The sequence below is a fragment of the Streptomyces humi genome (assembly GCF_001005085.2).
Taxonomy (GTDB): domain Bacteria; phylum Actinomycetota; class Actinomycetes; order Streptomycetales; family Streptomycetaceae; genus Streptomyces; species Streptomyces humi.
In genome coordinates, this window is record NZ_LBMU02000091.1 from 40,120 (window position 1) to 61,116 (window position 20,997).

General features: G+C 71.6%; 12 protein-coding genes and 1 pseudogene. 8 read left to right on the plus strand and 5 right to left on the minus strand.

What is annotated here, in order from left to right; genetic code table 11:
* The first annotated feature begins 363 nt into the window (after positions 1 to 363).
* From AAW13_RS36180 to AAW13_RS36195, 4 genes are all read left to right on the plus strand, one after another.
* Entirely contained in the window at positions 364 to 1,455 is a 1,092-nt protein-coding gene (locus AAW13_RS36180) for an FAD-dependent oxidoreductase (RefSeq protein WP_046729703.1), read from the plus strand.
* A 614-nt stretch (positions 1,456 to 2,069) separates the two neighbouring features.
* Positions 2,070 to 4,640, plus strand: a complete 2,571-nt coding sequence (locus tag AAW13_RS36185; RefSeq protein WP_046729702.1) for a glycoside hydrolase family 127 protein — start codon at positions 2,070 to 2,072, stop codon at positions 4,638 to 4,640.
* Positions 4,641 to 4,756: 116 nt separating this feature from the next.
* Positions 4,757 to 8,179 carry a glycosyl hydrolase gene (locus AAW13_RS36190; protein WP_046729701.1) on the plus strand — a complete coding sequence of 1,141 codons (3,423 nt, stop codon included), beginning with the start codon at positions 4,757 to 4,759 and terminating at the stop codon, positions 8,177 to 8,179.
* 28 nt (positions 8,180 to 8,207) lie between these two features.
* Positions 8,208 to 11,468, plus strand: coding sequence for a family 78 glycoside hydrolase catalytic domain (locus AAW13_RS36195; RefSeq protein WP_046729700.1), 3,261 nt, complete (start codon positions 8,208 to 8,210; stop codon positions 11,466 to 11,468).
* Between the two features lie 134 nt (positions 11,469 to 11,602).
* On the opposite strand, the gene AAW13_RS36200 is transcribed toward AAW13_RS36195, so the two are convergent.
* Positions 11,603 to 12,688, minus strand: coding sequence for a GMC oxidoreductase (locus AAW13_RS36200; RefSeq protein ID WP_052768557.1), 1,086 nt, complete (start codon positions 12,686 to 12,688; stop codon positions 11,603 to 11,605).
* Between AAW13_RS36200 and AAW13_RS36205 the strand changes: the two genes are divergently transcribed.
* Positions 12,687 to 13,982, plus strand: a complete 1,296-nt coding sequence (locus tag AAW13_RS36205) for a C-glycoside deglycosidase beta subunit domain-containing protein (RefSeq protein WP_046729699.1) — start codon at positions 12,687 to 12,689, stop codon at positions 13,980 to 13,982. The two genes, AAW13_RS36200 and AAW13_RS36205, sit on opposite strands and share 2 nt — an antisense overlap.
* A 174-nt stretch (positions 13,983 to 14,156) precedes the next feature.
* Here AAW13_RS36205 and AAW13_RS36210 read toward each other — a convergent pair whose 3' ends face one another.
* On the minus strand, positions 14,157 to 15,086 hold the full coding sequence (locus tag AAW13_RS36210) for an NADP-dependent oxidoreductase (protein ID WP_046729698.1): 930 nt from the start codon (positions 15,084 to 15,086) through the stop codon (positions 14,157 to 14,159).
* An 87-nt stretch (positions 15,087 to 15,173) separates the two neighbouring features.
* Between AAW13_RS36210 and AAW13_RS36215 the strand changes: the two genes are divergently transcribed.
* Together AAW13_RS36215 and AAW13_RS36220 are read left to right on the plus strand one after the other, a co-directional pair.
* Complete coding sequence (locus AAW13_RS36215; RefSeq protein WP_046729697.1) at positions 15,174 to 15,554, plus strand: winged helix-turn-helix transcriptional regulator; 381 nt, start codon at positions 15,174 to 15,176, stop codon at positions 15,552 to 15,554.
* A gap of 345 nt (positions 15,555 to 15,899) precedes the next feature.
* Entirely contained in the window at positions 15,900 to 17,558 is a 1,659-nt protein-coding gene (locus AAW13_RS36220) for a ricin-type beta-trefoil lectin domain protein (protein ID WP_240528837.1), read from the plus strand.
* Between the two features lie 134 nt (positions 17,559 to 17,692).
* Here the strand turns inward: AAW13_RS36220 and AAW13_RS36225 are convergent, their stop codons facing one another.
* The 3 genes and pseudogenes from AAW13_RS36225 to AAW13_RS47975 form a co-directional block, all read right to left on the minus strand.
* Positions 17,693 to 18,019 (minus strand): hypothetical protein, encoded by a 327-nt coding sequence (locus tag AAW13_RS36225; protein ID WP_046729695.1) that lies wholly within the window; start codon positions 18,017 to 18,019, stop codon positions 17,693 to 17,695.
* Positions 18,020 to 18,247: 228 nt separating this feature from the next.
* Positions 18,248 to 18,673 (minus strand): NAD-binding protein, encoded by a 426-nt coding sequence (locus tag AAW13_RS47970; RefSeq protein WP_476756033.1) that lies wholly within the window; start codon positions 18,671 to 18,673, stop codon positions 18,248 to 18,250.
* A 12-nt stretch (positions 18,674 to 18,685) separates the two neighbouring features.
* A pseudogene (locus tag AAW13_RS47975) lies at positions 18,686 to 19,141 on the minus strand (NAD(P)-dependent oxidoreductase); the annotation flags it as partial.
* A gap of 270 nt (positions 19,142 to 19,411) precedes the next feature.
* Here AAW13_RS47975 and AAW13_RS36235 point away from each other — a divergent pair.
* A complete protein-coding gene (locus tag AAW13_RS36235; RefSeq protein WP_046729693.1) occupies positions 19,412 to 20,995 on the plus strand; it encodes an ABC transporter substrate-binding protein in 1,584 nt (527 codons plus the stop codon).
* The last annotated feature ends 2 nt before the right edge of the window (positions 20,996 to 20,997 follow it).

Genomic DNA, 20,997 nt, shown 5'->3' on the forward strand with positions numbered 1-20,997 from the left:
GACCCTCTTGCGCGCCCACTTCGGGCCGCCGGCCGGCCGGCCGGGGCGGGAGCGGAGGCGGTGGCGGCACCTGGTTCCAGCCCGAAGAGTCCGACGGCGGCGGTTGGTTGTACGACATGCGTCCCCCTGAGACGTTCGTGGAGGGATGACCGTAACGGGGAAGGTGAGAAAGATGTAAGACTCATGAAGTCGAGGTGATGAAACCGTAACGAATGTGAAGCTTCAACGAGCAAGGGCGGCTTGGGGCGCCTTCGGCCCACCGACGCCCGTGCCACCGGAAAATCCGGTTGCATCTACCATCGAGTCCGCGGCCATGGTCCGCGTCCCGCTAGCGGGTACCAACCGGGTTCCTGAGGAGGGACTGTGATCACCGTCGTCGGCGCCGGCCTCATGGGTGCGGCCACCGCCTGGCAGCTGGCGCGCCGTGGCCATGAGGTCACCCTGGTCGAGGCGTACGACATCGGGCACCGGCACGGCAGCTCGCACGGCAGCTCACGGATCTTCCGACGGGCCTACGGCGACCCCTTCTACGTCCGGCTGACCGGGCAGGCCGAGGAGCAGTGGCGGGAACTGGAGGACGACAGTTCCACCGGCCTGCTGCGCAAGACCGGTGGGTTGGACATGGGCGAGCGTCTGGACCCGCAGGCGATGGCCGCGCTGCTCGACGCGGCCGGGGTTCCCCATGAACTCCTCGGCGCGCGGGCCGCGGCGGAACGCTGGCCGCACATCCGTGTCACGGGACCGGTGCTGTACCACCCGGACGCCGGCGTGGTCGACGCGGACGCCACCGTGCGAGTGTGTGTGCGGCGAGCGGCGGAGCACGGGGCTGAGGTGGTGCTCGGTGCCCGGGTCACCGGTATCGACGTCCAGGCCGACGGGCGGGTGCTGCTGCGGGCGGGCGAGGACCGGGAGATCCTCGCCGACACGGTGGTGATCGCCGCCGGGGCCTGGCTGCCCGAGCTTCAACTGCCCGTTCCCCTGCCCTCGTTGCGGGTGACCCAGCAGCAGGTCTTCCACTTCCGCCAGCGCGATCCCGAGGTTCGGTGGCCCACCCTGGTCTGGGACGGGGAGCTGCAACTCTACGGGCTGCCGTCCGGGACCGACGGAGGCCCGTCTCCCGCGGTGAAGGTCGCCGAGCACGACCGGGGCACGCCCACCACCGCCCGTACCCGCAGCGGGATCGTCGACGCGTCGTCCCGGAGCAGGGTGAGCGCCTTCGTCAGTGACCGGCTGCCCGGCCTCGACCCGGATCCGGTGGCAGAGGCCACCTGTCTCTACACCAGCACGCCCGACGAGGACTTCGTCCTGGACCGGCACGGTCCGTTCGTCGTCGTCTCCCCGTGCTCCGGTCACGGCGCCAAGTTCACCCCGCTCATCGGCGCACTGGCGGCGGACCTGGCCACCGGCCGTACCGCACCCCACCCCCGCTTCCGCCTCAAGGGCCCCGCGCGGTAGGCGCGGCGGAAGTCACTCGGTCGATGGGCGATGGGCGATGGGCGATGGGCGATGGGCCTTTGGCCTGCGGCCTCTGGCCTTGGGCTATGGGCTATGGGCTATGGGCTATGATGGATCTTGAGCCGGTCGCCGAACTATCGGTGTGCCGGACGCGCGTTGGTGGTCCAAGGAAAGACGCCCCGCTTCCTGTGGGGAGATGCAGGTGCAAGGCCTGCCCGGCGCTCGATCACGGGTCCGTCCGCATGATGCGGGCGGACCCGCATCTTTTTGACGCGCACCCCTTCGGTAGGCGGGGCCGTTGTCGTCTCCCTCGCACGCCACGGTCGGCAGGCACCGCCCCTCACGCGCGGCCCTCGTTCGACCTGAACCGGCAACAGCCGCCGCCAGGGAATTGAACGTTTCAATTCTCTCCTCCCGGGTCTTCCGGCGGCACCTCGTTCCCGATCCCGGCCGCTCGGCAGGCTGAACCATCCATCCCCACCTGCGATGTCACGCATTCCGGCAGGCGTGGCTCGATCAATACATGTGAGAAGCCTTGACGCTTGCCATGACCGACCTTAGCGTCAGCGCCTGCATCGTAAAACGATTCAATCCTGCCGAGGGAGTTCCGTACGTTGCCCGCACCTCGCGACACCTCCGGCCCGTCCCGCCGTCGGCTACTGGTCACCGCCTCTGCCGCGGCGGCGGCCACCACCGCGATCAGCCCCGCTGTCACCGCCCGTGCCGCAGCCGGAGGCGGAATCACCGCTGCCCCCGCCGCCGGGGGTCCCGCGCTCGCCGCCTTCGACCTCGCCGACGTCCGGCTCCTCGAGAGCCCCTTCCTCGCCAACATGCGCCGCACCTGCGCCTATCTCCTCTTCGTCGACCTCGACCGGCTGCTGCACACCTTCCGCCTCAACGTCGGCCTGGCGTCCACCGCCGAACCCTGCGGCGGCTGGGAGGCCCCCACCGTCCAACTGCGCGGCCACACCACCGGACATCTGCTCAGCGCCCTCGCTCAGGCGTACGCCAACACCGGGGACACGGTGTACGCCGACAAGGGCCGCGCCCTCGTCGCCGCGCTCGCCGAGTGCCAACGCGCCGCCTCCGCCGCCGGGTTCACCCCCGGCTACCTGTCGGCCTTCCCGGAATCGGTCTTCGACCAGCTGGAGGCCGGCGGCAAACCCTGGGCGCCGTACTACACCCTGCACAAGATCATGGCCGGTCTGCTCGACCAGTACCGGCTCGCCGGGAACGCGCAAGCCCTCGACGTGCTGCGGCAGCTGGCCGCATGGGCCGACGCGCGCACGGCGCCACTCTCCTACGAGCGCATGCAGAACCTGCTCAAGGTCGAGTTCGGCGGTATGAACGACGTGCTCATGCGGCTCTACCTGGTGACCGGTGACCCGGCGCACCTGCGCACCGCCCGCCGCTTCGACCACGAGGACCTGTACGCGCCACTCGCCGCCGGGCGCGACGAACTGGCCGGGCGGCACGCCAACACCGAGATCGCCAAGATCGTCGGAACCGTGCCCTCCTACGAGGCCACCGGTGAGGGCCGCTACCTGGACATCGCCGACACGTTCTGGGCGGCCGTGGTGCGGCACCATTCCTACGCCATCGGCGGCAACTCCAACCAGGAACTCTTCGGACCGCCGGACGAGATCGTCAGCAGACTGTCCGAGGTCACCTGCGAGAACTGCAACAGCTACAACATGCTCAAGCTCGGCCGGCAGCTCTTCCTGCACCGCCCCGGCCGGTCGGCCTACATGGACCACTACGAGTGGACCCTCTACAACCAGATGCTGGGCGAGCAGGACCCCGACTCCGCACACGGGTTCGTCACCTACTACACCGGTCTGTGGGCCGGTTCCCGGCGCGAGCCGAAGGGCGGCCTCGGCTCCGCTCCCGGCAGCTACAGCGGGGACTACGACAACTTCTCCTGCGACCACGGCACCGGACTGGAGACGCACACCAAGTTCGCCGACTCCGTCTACTTCCGCGCCGACGACCCGCGTTCCCCCGCCCTCTACGTCAACCTCTTCATCCCGTCCGAAGTCCACTGGAGGCGCCAAGAGGTGATCGTCCGTCAGGAGACCCGGTATCCCGCCGAGGGACACACACGGCTCACCGTCACCGCCGGCCGGGGGCACTTCGCCCTGCACATCCGGATTCCCGGCTGGGTCGCCGACACCGGCCGGGACGCCCTGCTCAAGGTCAACGGCCGTCAGGTCACCGCCCGCGTCCGCCCCGGCGCCTACACGGCGGTCGAGCGGACCTGGCGCACCGGCGACACCGTCGAACTCACCCTGCCCAGGCGGCCCGTGTGGACCCCGGCCCCGGACAACCCGCAGGTGACAACGCTGTCGTACGGCCCCCTGGTGCTGGCCGGCGCATACGGTGACACCGAGCTCGCGACCATCCCGACCATCGCGCCCACGTCGCTGCGCCCGGTCACCGGCACCACCAGCCGGTTCACCGCACTCGCCGACGGCGACCCGGTGGCCCTGCGGCCGTTCCACGAGGTCCAGCACCAGCGCTACAACGTGTACTGGGCGGTGTCCCCACGCCCCGGCCGCGCCCGAGACGTCGCCCGCTACCCACTGGACGAGGGCACCGGCACCCCCGCCGACGCCACCGGCCGGTTCGCCGACGCCGCCCTCGACGGCGGTGCGGACTGGGCCGACGACGGGACCGGACCAGCCGTCCGGCTGAACGGCACCGGAGGCCATGTCGCCTTGCCCGCAGGCCTGTTGACGGGCCTGGACGAACTGACGATCAGCGTACGGGTACGGGTCGACGCCCTCGCGGCCTCAGCGCGCGTCTTCGACTTCGGCTACCACAAGGACACCTACCTCTTCCTCGCCGCCACCACCGGAGCGGGCCGTGCCCGGGCCGCGCTGAAGATCATGGGGATGGAACGGGAGGACTACATCGACGCCGCCGGACCCCTGCCGGTGGGCAGCTGGACCCATGTGGCACTCACCCTGGCCGGCGGTACCGGGGTGCTCTACCTCGACGGCACCGAGAGCGGCCGCAACCCGGCGATGGTCGCGAGCCCGTTGCTGCTCGGCGTGACCACCCGCTCGTACCTGGGCCGTTCGCAGAACACCACGCACCCCTACCTGAAGGGTGCCGTACGCGATCTGCGGGTGCACAACCGCGCTCTCACGGCGGCCGAAGTGGCCCGGCTCGCCGCGGCCTGACGGTCCACCGCCGAAGCTCACCCGCCACCTCCATCGCCCCTCCCATCGCCACCTCCATCGTCATCCCCGTCTCCGCGTCCACCTGCACGTCCCCTCGCATCCGCTGGAGCACCCGCATGTCCGAACCCACCCCCGAAGTCCCCCTGTCCAGACGCGGATTCGTCGCCGCGGCCGGGGCCGGCGCAGCCCTCGCCACCGGGCTGACCGGCTTCGGTATCGCCGTACCGCAGCCGGCCTCCGCCGCGCCGGAGCACCCGGCCACCACCCTGGCCACCACCTCCGCCGCCTTCACCGCCCGCCACTTCTCCGACCCGCCCAAGGACAGCCGCCCCACCGTCTACTGGTACTGGAACGGGCCCGTCACCCCCGACCTGGTCGACCGCCAACTGGCCGACCTGCGGGACAAGGGCATGTACGAGGTGATCCTCTTCTCCTTCGACAACGACGCCATGCGGCCCGTCTTCTTCACCGAGGAATGGTTCGACATCGTCGAGCACGTGCTGCGGACCGCGGAACGCACCGGCATGCGCGTGTGGCTGTTCAACGACGACCACTTCCCGAGCGGCCGGGCCGGCGAGTTCATCGTGAAGGGTGGCACGGTCGGCTCCCGGACCTACCAGCCCCGCCCCGACCTGCGGCTCAAGGCGCTGTGGCGGTCCACCACGGTGGTCGAGGGGCCGATCCGCGCCGACCTCCGCCGCAGCACTGGCGTGGGGGTGGAGGCCGGGCACCTGGTCGCCGACGCCGCCGTGCTGGCCGGCGCCACCGTGCTGCGCGGCGGCGACCACTGGACCGACCTGACCGTCACCGCGAGCGCCAAGGCCGACCACACCGCCGCCGGACTGGTCGTCCGCGCCGCCGCCGACGGCCTCGACGGCTACGCCGTCACCTTCGACCAGACCGGTGTGGTCACCGTACTGAGGCTGGCCCGCGGCGCGGACCCCGTGGAACTGCTGCGCAGCACCCGCACCGACGGCTTCAACAAGACCAAGTACCACACCCTCGTCGTCACCGTCAGCGGGACCACCCTCACCGTCACCCTCGACGGCCGGGCCAAGGGCACGGTCACGGACGGCGCCCACCCCGCCGGCGGGGTCGGGGTGCGCGCGGTCGGCGACGAGCGCGGCCTGTTCGACAGCCTCGCCGTCACCGCGCCCGACGGCAGCACCCTGTACACGACGGCCTTCGACGACCCGGCCGCCGCCGGTGACTTCCCCGAGCGGGCCGCCCTCGCCGTCGAGGCCGTCGCCGCCGCCGCGCGCCCGGTGGGCACCACGGACGCGTCCGCCGTCGTCGACCTCACCGACCGGCTGACGAAGAACGCCGACTGGCAGGTCCCCGAGGGCCGTTGGCAGCTCGACCTGTTCGGTGGTGTCCCGCTCGTCGACGACACCCAGGGCTACAGCCGCAGTTACGTCGACCTCCTGGACGACGAACCCGTGCGGCTCTTCCTCGACATCGTCCCCGGCGAGTACCACCGGCGCTTCCACCGCTGGTTCGGGACCGTCATCCCCGGCTTCTGGGACGACGAGCCGTTCTTCGCCTCCGCCGAGGCCCACTTCAAACGGCTGCCGTGGTCGCCGACGCTCGACCGCGCCCTGCGCGACGTCGGCGTCGCACCCGGTGTCGCCTACGCCGCCGCCTCCGACGACCTCGGCCGTGACGGCCGTATCGCGCGGGGCCGTTACTGGCAGGCGGTCTCCAACCGGTTCGCGCGCTACTTCCGCGCCCAGGGGGAGTGGTGCGCACAGCGCGGGGTCGCCCTCATCACCAATCCGCTCTACGACGAGACGGCCCCCGCCAAACGCGTCCCCAGCACCGGTGACCTGCACAAGGTCAACCAGTGGGCGCAGGTGCCCGGCGGCGACATCATCACCGCCGAGTACGTGGCGGGCCAGCAGACCATGCTGCCCCGCAACCCGGTCTCGGTCGCCCACCAGATGGGCCGGGAACGGACCCTGATGGAGATGTTCGGCAACATGGGCTGGCAGGTCACCCCCGGCTTCGTGCACGCGACCGTCGGCGCCCAGGCCGCCCGCGGCGTCAACCTGACCGTCCTGCACGCCCTGTGGACCGACGAGACCGTCGTCTACTTCCCGCCGCCCTTCGGGCCCCGCGCCCCCTGGTGGTGGTCGATGCGGCCGCTCGCCGAGTGGATCGGCCGGGTCATGGAGGCGGCCCGCGGCACGTCCGCCGCCCGTACCGCGCTGCTCCAGCCGCAGCGGGCCGCCGAGCAGTGGACCGGTACCGACAAGCAGGGCACGGTCGACGGAGCGCTGAGCGACGCCGCCTACGCCCTGGAACGCGCCCAGGTCGACTTCGACCTCCTCCACGAGGGCGCCCTCACCGGAGACCCGGACCTGCTGGCCCACGCCCGGGTGCGCGACGGCAGGCTCGCTGTGGGAGAGGCCCGCTACGACCTGGTCGTCCTGCCCGAGACACCGACCCTGGACACCGCGACCGTCCGCGCACTGGACGCCTTCGTCAGGGCGGGCGGCACGGTGGTGGCCGTGGGCACGCTGCCCGCCGACGAGGCGGACGCCGACGACCGCTCCCTCACCCGCGCCCTGCACGACCTGTTCCCCGACACCACCCCGGGCAGCCGCGCCCTGGGCCGGGGCCGCGCCGTTCGCGTGGCCGACGCCGGCGGTCTGGGCGGCGCGGCGCACGACGCGGGAGCCGCAGCGGCCGTCCTGGAACCAGCCCAGGACTCGATCCGCGCCCTGCGCGTCACCCGGGGCGACGACACCGCCTTCCTCTTCAACAACGAGAGCGGCACCGCCGTGACGACCACCGCGGTACTGCCCGCCGACGGCGTACCGGAACTGTGGGACCCGACCACCGGCGAGACCGGACCGGCCCCGCTCCACCGCACGGGCAGACGGGGCCTCCTGGTGCCGCTGACCTTCGCACCGTACGAGACCCGGATCGTCGTCGTCCGCGCGCACGAGTCGGTTCCGCCGCACCTCACCGCCGCCCCGGTCGACGTGCTGGCCGTCGAGCGGCACGGCCGCGTCCTGCGGGCCACCGTCGAGACGGCGGAGCCCGGCAGCCACCCTCTCGGCGGCACCGACGGCAGCCGCGCCTACCAGGGCACGGTCCGCGTCGACGACCCGCTCACCCCGGTGCCGGTCACCGGCGACTGGACGCTCACCCTGGACCGGGAGGCGGACACCCCGGTCACCGGACCGCCCGGCAGCTGGACGTCGTACGCCCCGCTCTTCTCCGGCAGCGGCACCTACACCAGGGACCTCGACGTGGACGGCGCGACCCTCGACGGCCGGCGGGTCCTGCTCGACCTCGGGGACGTCCGGGACGTCGCCCAGGTGACCGTCAACGGCACGGCCCTCCCCCCGCTGCTGTGGGCGCCCTTCGTCAGCGACGTCACCGGACTGCTCGTCCCCGGACGCAACCGCGTCGCCGTACGGATCGCCAACACCCTCTCCAACGAACGCAACAAGCCCCTGCCGTCGGGCCTGCTCGGCCCGGTCACCCTGCGCTTCAAGCGCCGCGTGACCGTCGACCTCGACCGCGTCTGACGATCCCGCCCCGCCAGGAAGGACCGCCATGCCCCGTTCCGGACCCCGCGCCGGCGGCCGGCGCCTCGCCGCCCTGCTGTCCGCCACACTCACCGCCCTCGTCACCGCCGTGTCCGCCACCGTCCCGGCCGCCGCCGCGACCACCGGCCCGCTCACCCCGGTCCACCTGCGCACCCAGCACCTGGACCAGGCCCTCGGTATCGACGACACCACCCCCGACCTCAGCTGGGCAACCACCGCCCGCACCGCGAACACCCTCCAGAGCGCCTACCGCGTCCAGGCCGCCACCTCGCCCGACCGGCTGCGCTCCGGCCGCCCGGACCTCTGGGACTCAGGGAAGATCGCCTCCGCCGTTCCGGAGACCACCTACGCGGGCCGTGCCCTCGGCTCCCGCACCCGCGTCTACTGGCGGGTCCAGCTGTGGTCCGGCGCGCACCGCACCTCCGACTGGAGCGCCCCGGCGGCCTTCGAGACCGGCCTGACCAAGGCCGACGACTGGCAGGCCCAGTGGATCACCCACCCCGAATGGCGGCTCAGCGAAAGGGAGACCGAGCCCGTCGTCGTCAAGGTGCCCCGCACCACGGCCCGTTACCTCCGCCTCGACGTCACCCGCCTCGGCCTGCCCCTCGAGGAGAGCGTCGACGCCCGCACCTGGCGCCTCCAACTCGGCGAGATCGACGTACGGGACGCGCAGTCCGGGACGACCGGACTCGCCAAGGGCGCCGCCGTCACCGCCTCCGAGACCTACACGATCCGCAAGACCTACGAGCCCGCCCTCGCCGTCGACGGACTGACCAACAGCGCCCTGCAAACGGCCGCCGGCTACTCCAGCGCCGCCCACACCTCCGCCGACACCTCGGCCACCCCGGTCACCCTCACCCTCGACCTCAAGTCGGCGAAGACCTTCGACCAGGTGGCCCTCTACCCGCGCGCCGACGTCCTCACCGACGACGGCAAGGTCCCGAACTTCCCCGTGGACTACGCCCTTTCGGCGGCCGACGCCGCCACCGGACCCTTCACCCCCCTCACCCAGGTCACCGGCCAGCAGCCCCCGAAGCCCTACCTGCCCGCCGGACTCCCGCTGCTCGCCGACGACTTCACCCTCCCGCACGGCATCCGCAGCGCCCGCCTCTACATCGCCGGACTCGGCATCTACGACGCCACCCTCAACGGTGAACCCGTCGGGGACGCGGTACTGGAACCCGCCAACACCGACTACCGCGACCGCGTCCAGTACGCCACCTACGACGTCACCGGCCGGCTGCGCACCGGCGCCAACACCCTCGGCGTCGCCCTCGGCAACGGCATGTCCGACGTCGTCAGCACCGCCGACCGCTACCGCAAGCTCTACGGGAACATCAGTGATCCCAAGCTCGTCGCCCAGCTGGAGATCACCCTCGCCGACGGCAGCCGCCGCGTCGTGAGCAGCGGCGACGGCTGGCGCACCACGCTCGGCCCCACCACCTCGAGCAACTGGTACGGCGGCGAGGACTACGACGCCCGCCGCGAGATCGCGCACTGGGACGACCCGAAGGGCGACCACCGCACCTGGGACCACGCGGTCACCGTCGCCGCCCCCGGCACCGCCGACGCCCCCGCCGCACTCAGCGCCCGAGAGACCGAGCCGATCCGGGTCGTCCAGACCCTCACCGGCAAGGAGGTCGCGGGCGCCACCGGCAGCCGCGTCTTCGACCTCGGGCGCAACATCGCCGGCTGGCCGGAGATCACCGTCAGCGCGCGCGCCGGCACGGAGATCCGCGTCTACCCGGCCGAAAGCCTCAAGGACGGGCACGCCTTCCAGTCCGTCAGCAACGTCGGCGCACCCCTGTGGGACAGTTACACCACACGCGACAGCCGCACCGCCACCTGGCACCCCACCTTCAGCTACCACGGCTTCCGTTACCTGGAACTGAAGGGCCTGCCCGGCACCGCGACGGTCTCGGTACGCGGCCTGGTGCTGCGCACCGACAACAACTCCGCCGGCGACTTCACCAGCTCCGACCCGCTGATCAACGGCATCCACGGCATCATCCGCCGGGCGATCGAGGGCAACATGATGAGCGTCCTCACCGACTGCCCCAGCCGGGAGAAGCTCGGCTGGCTCGAACAGGACCAGCTCGTCTTCCCGGCCCTCGCCGCCAACTACGACATGCAGGCCTACCTGCGCAAGATCGTCCGTGACATGGCCGACGCCCAGACCGCCGACGGCCTGATCCCGAGCACCGTCCCCGAATACACCAGCCTGCCCGGCGCCTACCGCAACGACTCCAACTGGGGCGGCTCGTTCGTCCTGGTGCCCTGGCAGCTCTACACCACCTACGGCGACCGCGACACCCTGCGCACCTACTACCCGCGGATGCGCCAGTACGCGGCCTTCCTGAAGACCCAGGTATCGGCAGGCATCCTCGACTACGGCCTGGGCGACTGGTTCACCCCGGACCGCACCTTCCCCCGCGCGGTCGCCGGCACCTACGGCTACTGGCGCGTCGTCGACGCCCTGTCCCGGATCGCCGCCGTCCTCGGCGACGACACCGCCGCCGCCGGATACCGCACGGAGGCCGACACCTCCGCACAGGCCCTCGCCGCGAAGTACTACGACACAGCCACCGGTACGTTCGGCGGCGGCGGGCAGGGCGCCGAGGCCCTCGCCCTCGACATGGGCGCCTACCCGGCGGGGGAGAAGGACCGGCTGCTGGCCCACTTCACGTCGTCCGTCGAGGCCGCCGACTACCACCTCCAACTCGGCGAGATCTCCCTGCCGTCCGCGTTCCGGGTGCTGTCCTCGGCCGGCCGCGACGACATCGTCCACCGGATCGCCACCCGGACCACCAGCCCCAGCTACGGCTACCAGGTGCTCGCCGGCAACACCACCCTCGGGGAATCCTGGGACGGCGGCACCGGCCAGTCGCAGAACCACTTCATGCTCGGCGCGATCGACTCCTGGTTCACCGGCCGCGTCGCGGGCCTCGGCCAGACCGCCGACTCCGTCGGCTACCGCGAACTCCTCGTCGACCCGGCGGTGGAAGGCGACCTGACCTCCGCGACCGGCTCGTACCGCACCCCTTACGGACTGGCCCGCACCGACTGGACCCGCACCGGCGACACCTTCCGCCTCACCGTCGACGTGCCGGCCGGCAGCACCGCCGAGATCCACGTGCCCGCCGCCGACGGCCACGCCACCGCCCCCGCCGGAGCCCGGCCGCTCCGCGCCACGCCCACCGAGACCGTCTACGAGACCGGCTCCGGCCACTGGACCTTCCACTCCGCACTCCCACCCACCGCGTCCTGACGGAGCCCTCGCACACAAGCCGGGCAGGAGCCGACGGCCGGCCCCCGCCCGGCACGGGCACAGCCCCCGCGACAGGCCGGCGCCGGCCCGACCGCTCCTGCCCAGGACGGCGAGCAGCGGGGCCGGACCACGCCCTACGCCGGAGACACCGGTGTGCGTCCGGTCGCCGGGGCGAGATGCGCCAGCAGTGCGCGGGCACCCCGGACCGCGAGGGCGACGGACGTCAGAGTGGGATTGCAGGCGGTCGCGGTGGGGATGACGTTGTTGCCGGCGACCCACAACCCCCGGGTGCCCCAGACCCGGCTGTGACTGTCGCAGACGCTGGTGCCGTCGTCCACCGGGCCCATGCGTGTGGTGCCCTGGTAGTGCAGTGAACTGCCCGCGGGCAGCAGGACGGGAGCGTCGCCGAGGGGAATGCCCAGAGCGGCTCCCGCTTCGGTGACCGCCTTCTTGGCCTCTTCGATGGTGGCCAGGTCGTCGTCGGTGTAGCGGTAGTGGATCCGCATGTCCGGCAGGCCGTAGGCGTCGGTCGCGCCGTCGGTGAACTCGACACGGTCGTCGGCGTTCACGTCCTTGGCGCAGAACCAGCCCAGTCCGACGACGGCGCCGGGTTCGGTGCCGGCGCCGTCGGCGAGCGGGACGGGCGACGCGTCGAGTTGCATCACCTGGCCGTGGAAGGGCTGTGCGTCGGTGTACGGCACCCAGCTCACGCCGCTCTGGGGCACGATGGCGCCGTCCTCGTCGCGGGTGCGGCCCGTGACGGCCCGGTGTGCGGCCACGACCTCGTCCGGCAGCCGGACGGCATGGACGATCTGGGGCTGGTCGTTGAGATAGCGGCCGAGTGCGGCCGGCCGGACCCCGGAGGCGTGGAGCAGCTGCGGGGTGCGCAGGGCGTCCGCCGCCACCACGACCGCCCGCGCGGCGATGTCGCGTTCCGCGCCGGTGGTCAGGTCCTTCACCACGACTCCGGTCACGGTGCCGCCGTCCAGGACGACGCGCAGACACAGACAGCGGTCGGCGATCTCGACGCGTTCGTCCCGTGCGGCCGCGCCCAGGACGACGTCGGTGCCGCTCCAGGTGTGGGCGCCGTCGGGACGCGGGGTGACGGCCAGGGGCATCGGGGCCACCCGGCGGTGGCCGGGCCGGCCGGGGTCGAAGAGGGCGGACAGCCGGCGGCGTACCTCGTCCGCGAAGGGAGCCTCACGACGAAGGACGACCATGCTCGAACGCCCCATCATTCAGCAGCGCGGATTCCGCAACACGGCCGACGGCTCCGGGGCCACGGGCTTCCAGCTCCGCCTGCGCAACCCCAACTACCGGGGAATCTCCGGCAGCCTCGTCGACGGCGCCGACGTGATCGTCGACGGCCGGGCGTTTCCGCGCGACGCGCAGCGCTGGACGCTACAGGGCCGCACCTTCACCCTCGCCGAACTGCGCGCCTCCACGGACGTACGGTGGCAGCTCGACGAAACCGCGACGCTCCACATCGACCATCCGGGCGGTCTCGGCGCGGGCGTCCACCAGGTCGAGGTCGCGGTGCGGCTGCGCCGCCCCTACATACCCGAGATCGCCGGACCGTCGGTGTTCCGCTGCTCGACCACCGCCACGATCGTGCCGGGGACCGGCACCCCGCACGGACTGCGCCACGGCGTCTCGCTCTACAGCTACTCCGGTGACCTCTACACGTCGATGACGCTGGAGGACGCCATGGCGGACATCGCCGATCTCGGTGCCACCGGCATCGAGATCCTCGGCGAGGGCAACATCCCCGGTTATCCCCACCCCGACCCGGCGTGGATCGACGGCTGGCACCGGCTTCTCGACGAGTACGGACTCACCGCGACCAACTACGGCGCGTGGGTCGACACCGCCATGTGGCACGACCGCGACCTGACCGCCGAGGAAGGCAGCGCCCAGCTCGAACGCGACCTCCGCCTGGCCAAGCTGCTCGGCTTCACCTCCCTGCGCCCGAAGTTCGGAGTCGTCACACCCGAACTCGACCCGCACCCCCTCTGGGAGCCGGCCGTCGAGCGGGTCCTCGACCTCGCGGCCGACCTCGACATCGTGATCTGCCCCGAGATCCACAGTCCCACCCCGATCAAGCACCCGGTCACGCAGGCCTACCTCGACTTCGTCGAGCGGACCGGCAGCGACCACTTCAAGCTGCTCATCGACACCGGAATCTTCCAGACCGCGCCCGTGGACGACGGCCACGAGGGCTTCGAGGGCAAGAAGCGCCCGCCGTTCCTCGAACCCCTCGCCGTCCCCATGGGCGACCTCGCCGAGATCCTGCCGCACGTGCACTTCATCCAGGCGAAGTTCTTCGAGATCGACGACCACCTCACCGACCTGCACATCCCCTGGCACGACATCATCGCCACCCTGCACGCGGCCGACTGGCAGGGCTGGCTCTCCAGCGAGTACGAGGGCCGACGCGAGCCGGGCCGCGGACGTGACCAGGTTCGCCGCCAGCACGCGCTGCTCCGCTCGCTGGACGGCACCGCCCGCGCCTGACACGGCGCCGCGCACGGGCGGCTCCGGATCCACGGCCGGGCACCGAGCGGACAGGCGCCCGGTCGATCGGCGGGCACGCGGATCGGCCGTTCGCGGCTTCCTCCGGGGCACCCGGCTGCTGTCGTCCGGTGACACCCGGCTGCTGTCGTCGGCGTCCTCGACACCCGCGGTGTTCTACACGGTGAGGACGAGCTTGCCCGTGAGGTGGCCGCCGTCGAGCAGCCGGTGCGCGTCGGCGACGTGCTCGAACGGGAACGTCCGCTGCACGTGGACCCGGAGCCTGCCCTGTTCGACGAGGTCGGCGAGAGCGCGCAGGGCGACCGGATCCGGGTCGACCCCGATACCGCTGAAGCGCAGGCCGGCCGCCTCGTACCTGGCGATGAGTTCCGCGTCCTCCTCGGCGACCGCCGTCACCAGATGACCGCCCGGCCGGAGCACTCCGAGCGACCGCTCGACGGTGTCGCCGCCGATCGTGTCGAGCACGAGGTCGATGTCGCGGACCGCCTCGGTGAAGTCGACCGCCGTGTAGTCGATCACCTCGTCCGCGCCGAGCGCCTCGACGAACTCCCGCCGGTTCCCGCCGGCGGTCGTGATCACGTACGCGCCGAGCGCCTTCGCGATCTGGATCGCGACGTGACCCACCCCGCCACCACCGCCATGGACGAGCACACGGTCGCCCTTCCCCACGCCACCCAGGTCGACGAGACCCTGCCAGGCGGTCAGCCCGACGATCGGCAGCGCCGACGCCTCGACGTGCGAGAGCGACGCCGGCTTGCGTGCCAGGTGCAACGCCGGCGCCGAGACGACCTCGGCATACCCGTTCGCCGCCCGGGGGAACAGCGGCATTCCGAACACCTCGTCGCCGGGCCTGAACCGCCACGACCCCGACGCCTCCTCCACGACGCCGCTGATGTCCCAGCCGAGGACGAACGGCGGCCGGCCGATCAGCGGGAACTCGCCGGCACGCAGGCGTGCCTCCAGCGGGTTCAGCCCGATCGCCCTGACGCGGACGAGGACCTCGCTCGGGAGGGGCCGGGGCTCGGGGGCGTCCACGAGGGTGAGTACCTCGGGACCGCCGAGCGTGTGCTGGGTGATGACTCGCATGACTCTCCAGGCTCGGTAGGGGGGACCACTCAGGCTAGGTTTCCGACAGGAACCAACAGGTGCCTGCGGCGCGGGTACCTTGGGGCCATGAGCGGTTTCGGTCCCGGCGATCCCTTCCTCGCCGACTGTCCGGCGCGTCTGGCGGTCGAACTCATCGCCGACAAGTGGACGGTGGTCGTGCTCTACGGCCTCAGCAGGGGGCCGGTGCGCCACGGCGAGCTGATCGGGCTGATCGGCGGCATCTCCCGCAAGGTGCTGACCCAGACGCTCCGACGTCTCGAGGCGCACGGACTCGTCCGCCGCCACGCCTACGCCGAGGCCCCGCCCCGCGTCGAGTACGAACTCACGCCGCTCGGGGCGACGTTGATCGACCCGATCCACATGCTGACCGAGTGGGCAAGGGCGCACGGCGACGCGGTGCTCGACGCCCTCGACCCCGCCCCCGAGCCCGTCACCCACGACACCTGAGACCCCGCCGGGGCACGGCGCACACCGAAACCCGGGCCGGTCACCCCGCGTGTGGCCGCCCCGTTCCCCATGGGCGGGACCCGCGGCAGCCCTGCCGGACGGGAAGCCGTCGTACGGGCCGAAGCTCTTCGGCTCACTCTTGACGGTATTGGTCTGGTCCAATAACGTCTGCCCCGCGCAGAACCTCACATGGCTCAACACCCCCCACCATCACGTGTGTTGACGAGGCCGGCCGCCTGCCGTGGGCCTGTCTGTTCTTCGGAGGTCGGACGAATGCAACTCCCCTTTGCAAGGTCAGGGCGCGGCAAGTGGAAGAGAGCTCTGACTCTGATTCCCGTCGCCGTGGTGACCGTGGCGACCACCCTCACCATGACGCCGAACGCCCAGGCGGCGGTGCCCCCGACGCCGTCGGGCTTCACGCTCACGTGGAGCGACGACTTCAACGGCGCGTCCGGTACCGGCATCGACCAGAGCCTGTGGAAGTACGACACCGGACCGGGCAGCAATTTCGGCACCGGTGAGATCGAGACCATGACCAACAGCACCTCGAACGTCTACTACGACGGCCAGGGGCATCTGGTGCTCCAGGCCCTGCACTCGGGTTCCGACGCCCGCAGCGGATGGACCTCCGGACGCGTCGAGACGCAGTCGGCGGGCTTCGGCGCCCCGGCCGGCGGCGTCGTACGCATCGAGTCCGTACTCCAGCAGCCCAACGTCACCACCGCCAACGGCGCGGGCTACTGGCCGGCGTTCTGGATGCTCGGCGCACCGCTGCGCGACGGTGTGACCTGGCCGAAGTCCGGCGAGGTCGACATCATGGAGGACATCAACGGCCGCAGCTCCGTCTTCAGCACCCTGCACTGCGGCGTGAACCCGGGCGGCCCGTGCAACGAGTCGACCGGCATCGGCTCGGGTGAACGGGCCTGTTCGGGCTGCCAGACCGGCTTCCACGACTACGCGGCGGAGATCGACCGCTCGGTGTCGCCGGAGCAGATCCGGTTCTACCTCGACGGGAACAACTTCTTCACCGTCAACGCCAACCAGGTGGACGCGACGACCTGGTCCGACGCGGTGGACCACCCGTTCTTCATCATCTACGACCTGGCGATCGGCGGCGGCTTCCCGGACGCCTTCGGCGGGGGCCCGAACGCGTCCACGGTCTCCGGCGGCAAGCTGGTCATCGACTCGGTGGCCGTCTACAACAAGGCGCCCGGCTCCGGAGGCGGCGGCGGTGGTTCGGCGACCGGTCAGACGATCACCGGGCCTGGCGGCAAGTGTGTCGATGTGGCCGGTGACGACACCGGCGGCGACGGGACCGCGGTGCAGCTGTGGGACTGCCAGTCGGCGGCCAAGGACCAGCACTGGACCTGGAGCGGCCAGACCCTTCAGACCCTCGGCAAGTGCCTGGACATAGCCGGCGGCAACAGCGCCGCGGGCACCAAGTTGCAGCTCGCCACGTGCAACAGCGGCGGCTACCAGTCATGGGTGCGGCAGGCCGACGGCACGCTGCGGAACCCGACGAGCGGCCGGTGCGTCGACTCGCCGTCGGGTGCCACCGCGAACGGCACCCGCCTCCAGATCTGGGACTGCAACGGCTCCGGCGCCCAGCAGTTCGCCATCGGTACCCCGATCTACGGACCGGGAGGCAAATGCGTGGACGTGGCGGGTGACGACACCGGCGGCGACGGCACCGCGGTCCAGCTGTGGGACTGCCAGCAGGCCACCTCCCTCGACCAGAAGTGGACCTGGAGCGGCCAGACCCTGCGCACCCTGGGCAAGTGCCTGGACATCGCGGGCGGGGTGAACGCGGCCGGCACCAAGCTCCAGCTGGCCAACTGCAACGGCGGCGGCTACCAGAACTGGGTGGCCAACGCCGACGGCTCGATATCCAACCCGACCACCGGCCGGTGCGTCGACTCGCCGTCGGGTGCCACCGCCAACGGCACCCGCCTTCAGATCTGGGACTGCAACAGCTCCGCGGCCCAGAAATTCGCCCTGGCATGACAGTGGCTCACGACCGCCGAAGGAAGCCCCTGCCAGGCTTGGCGTGAAGTGACGTCGGGTGCCTCGAAGGGCCGCACCTCACCCGTGCGGCCCTTCGACGCGGAGGCGGCCCGTTCAGAACCGCACCTGCTGTCTCACACCTCCTGTGCCTGCCGCCCTTCGAGTTCCCGCCTGGCGGCAAGCGCCTTGGCCAGGACCCTGGCCCGATAGGGGTTCGCCGTATCCAGGGCCGATGCCACCGTCACCGCCTCGTCCAACAGTGCCAGCCGCTGCTCGGGCAGGTTCCGCACCAGCGCCGAGAAGCTCGCCTCCACCAGGACGTACGCCAGCTTCGACCCGTACACCTCCGGCTCGACCTGTGTCAGCAGACGGTAGATCCGCAGCCCCTCGGTGCCTCGCACCACCCGCTGGTTGGCACTCAGCAACTGGACCCTCGCCCGCATGACGATGTCCTGATCCATCGATCCCCCTCCGTTCCCCACCCCCGCCCGCACCCGTCCCGCGACGAGACAGCACGACGAACGCGACGACACCCGGGAACGGATGCCGACACGGACGTCGGGGAGTGGATGACGACGAGTCTGCGGGCAGGCCGGCACACCGGACAAGCCTGAACGGACGTGCGCTCCGTCCTACCGGAAACCACCTTCGAACAGGCATGATGGACCTGACACTCACTCATGCCCCGGTCATGGACGCAGCAAGGCCCCGGCGACTTCCTCCAAGAGGGCCACGGCGAGGAGTTCGCCGTCCACAGGCCCGAAGCGCTCCAGGGCCCGCCGGTGGAGCCGCAGCACCGCGTCGGCCAGTTCGTGTGGCGTGCCGAGGTCGCGGGCCTGACCCGTGACGACCTCGAGCTGGTCGTGGATGCGGTCGAGTCCGTAGGAGGGGAGGTAGTCCCCGGCGAACAGCGCCGACAGGTCCCTGCGGACGAAGTCGCTCCCGGCCGCGCTGGCGCCCACCGTGTCACGCAGCACCGTGAGGTCGACGCCCGCCCGCTGTCCCAGCAGCAGGGCCTCGGCGGTCGCCGCGGCCTGCCCGAACCACAGCAGGTTGATGAGGAGTTTCGTCGTGTAGCCGGTTCCCGGGCCGCCCATGTGGCTGATCCGGTCCATGGTCGTCACGGCCGACAACAGTGGCCTGCACCGGTCGAGGACTTCGGGAGAGCCGCCCACGAACAGCTTGAGGCGCCCGTGTTCGGCGTCGTCCGGGCTGCCGCCGAGGGGTGCTTCGAGGACGTCGACGCCGTGGGCTTCCGCTCGTTCGCGCAGCACCTCCGCCACCGCCGGGGCGTTGCTCGTCATGTCGATCCACACCGCCCCGGGGGCCAGGGCGGAGAACACGGCGTCCGGAAGTGCCGCCCGGGCCTCGGTGGGCCCCGGCACCACGGTGACCAGTACGTCCGCTCCGGCCGCGGCCGCCGTGACGGAAGGCGCCCAGTCCGCGCCCGACGAGCGCACCGCTTCCTCCCGTTCGGGACGCGAATCGAAGGCGGTCACCGTGTGGCCCGCGGAGACGAAGCGTCCGCACAGAGGTGTCCCCATACGGCCGACGCCGACGAGCGCTACGCGCGAGGGCACGGATTCACCGCCATGGCAGTCGTTCTCACAGCGGGCATCCTAAGACGCGTCGGCGCGAACAGCGGGCGGACTCCGGTACGGCCCTGGTGGGCGCGTGCTTCCAGGTGCCGCCCGGGTCCGGGCGGTGTGACGGTCGGCGGGATGCGTTACCGGTGTGTGTCCCGAGGTTAATTTCCCTGTCCGACGGGTTGGCTGGAAGTCGTCCGCTGGTTATCGTTCACGCACTTCACTCAATCGTTCCGCTGAACGAATAGCGAGAGAGACGGTCGGTCCATGCCCGACACCCACCTCCCGGGGCGCCGCTCGGTGCTCGCCGCGGGCGCGGCCGCTGCGGCCTCGCTCGGCGCGTCCTGGCTGCTCACCGGCTGTACGGGGGCAGCCGCCGCCCCCGGCCTGACGGCTGCCGCCCTGCCGGGCACTCCCGACCCCGGCGGCACCCTGCGCATCGCCCGGCCCCCGGCCTCCGACGCCGAGACCCTCGATCCGGCGAGTTCCCTGTCGGCGTACGAGTACCTCGGCGCCCTCTACAACCGGCTGGTCCGCGTCGGCGCGGACGGCGAACTCGCCCCCGACCTGGCCGAGTCCTGGGAGTCCGACGCCAAGGCCCGCACCTGGACCTTCCGGCTGCGCAAGGGCGTCACCTTCCACGACGGCCGCGCCTTCACCTCCGCCGACGCCGCCTACACGCTCCGCCACATCCTCGACAAGGCCACCGCCTCACCCCAGGCCGCCGTCCTCGCCCCGCTCGTCGACCCGGGCACCCTGCGCACCCCCGACGCCCACACCCTCGTCGTCCCCCTGAAGACCCCCAACGCCGAGTTCCCGAGCCTCCTCACGCACTACAACTGCTACGTCATCCCCGACGGCAGCGCGAAGGGCATCGGCCGCACCGGCACCGGCACCGGCCCCTTCAAGCTGGAGTCCTTCGCCCCGGCGGGCCCCGGCCGGGTCACCGCGAACAAGGACCACTGGGCCGGCCGCCCGGTCCTCGACGCCATCGCCTTCTACTCGGTCGCCGACATGTCCGCCCGCGCGGGCGCCCTGCTCGCGGGCCAGGTGGACCTGCTCTCCCAGACCAACCTCGACTTCGCCACCGCCCGCGTCGTCGCCGCCTCCGACCGGGCCACCGTCACCCGGGTGAAGGACGCGCAGTGGTACGTGCTGCCGATGCTCACCACCGAGAAGCCCTTCACCGACGTCCGCGTCCGCCAGGCGATGAAACTCGCCTACGACCCCGAGCACGTCGTGAAGGCGGCCCTCCAGGGCGCGGGCACCGCCGGCTGGGACAACCCCGTACCGCCGAGCGACCCAGCCCACATCGCCGCCCACCCCGCGCACGACCCCGAGCAGGCCCGCCACCTCCTCAAGCAGGCCGGGCACGAGGGCCTGACCGTCGACCTCTACACCTCCTCCTACGACCCGCTGTTCACGCCGATGGCCCTCGCCTACCAGGACTCCGCCAAGCGGGCCGGCATCCGGATCCGGGTGAGGACGGCCGCCGCCGACTCGTACTACACGCAGATCTGGATGAAGAAGCCGCTGATGGCCACCTACTGGTTCACCGGGCGGCCCGTCGACCAGCTCTTCACCCAGATCTTCCGTAGCGGCTCCTCCTACAACGAGACCGCCTGGGCCGACAAGGAGTTCGACGTGGTCCTGGACCGGGCCCGCGCCGAGACCGACGACACGAGACGCCGTGAACTCTACGGCGAGGCACAGACGTTGGTGATCGAGCGGGGCGGGGCGATGACCCCGATGTTCGCCGACCGGCTCGTCGGCATCTCCCGCGAGGTCCGCGGCTACGCCGAGCACGGCTTCGAGTTCGACTACCTCAGCATCGGCGTGAAGGGGGCCTGAGC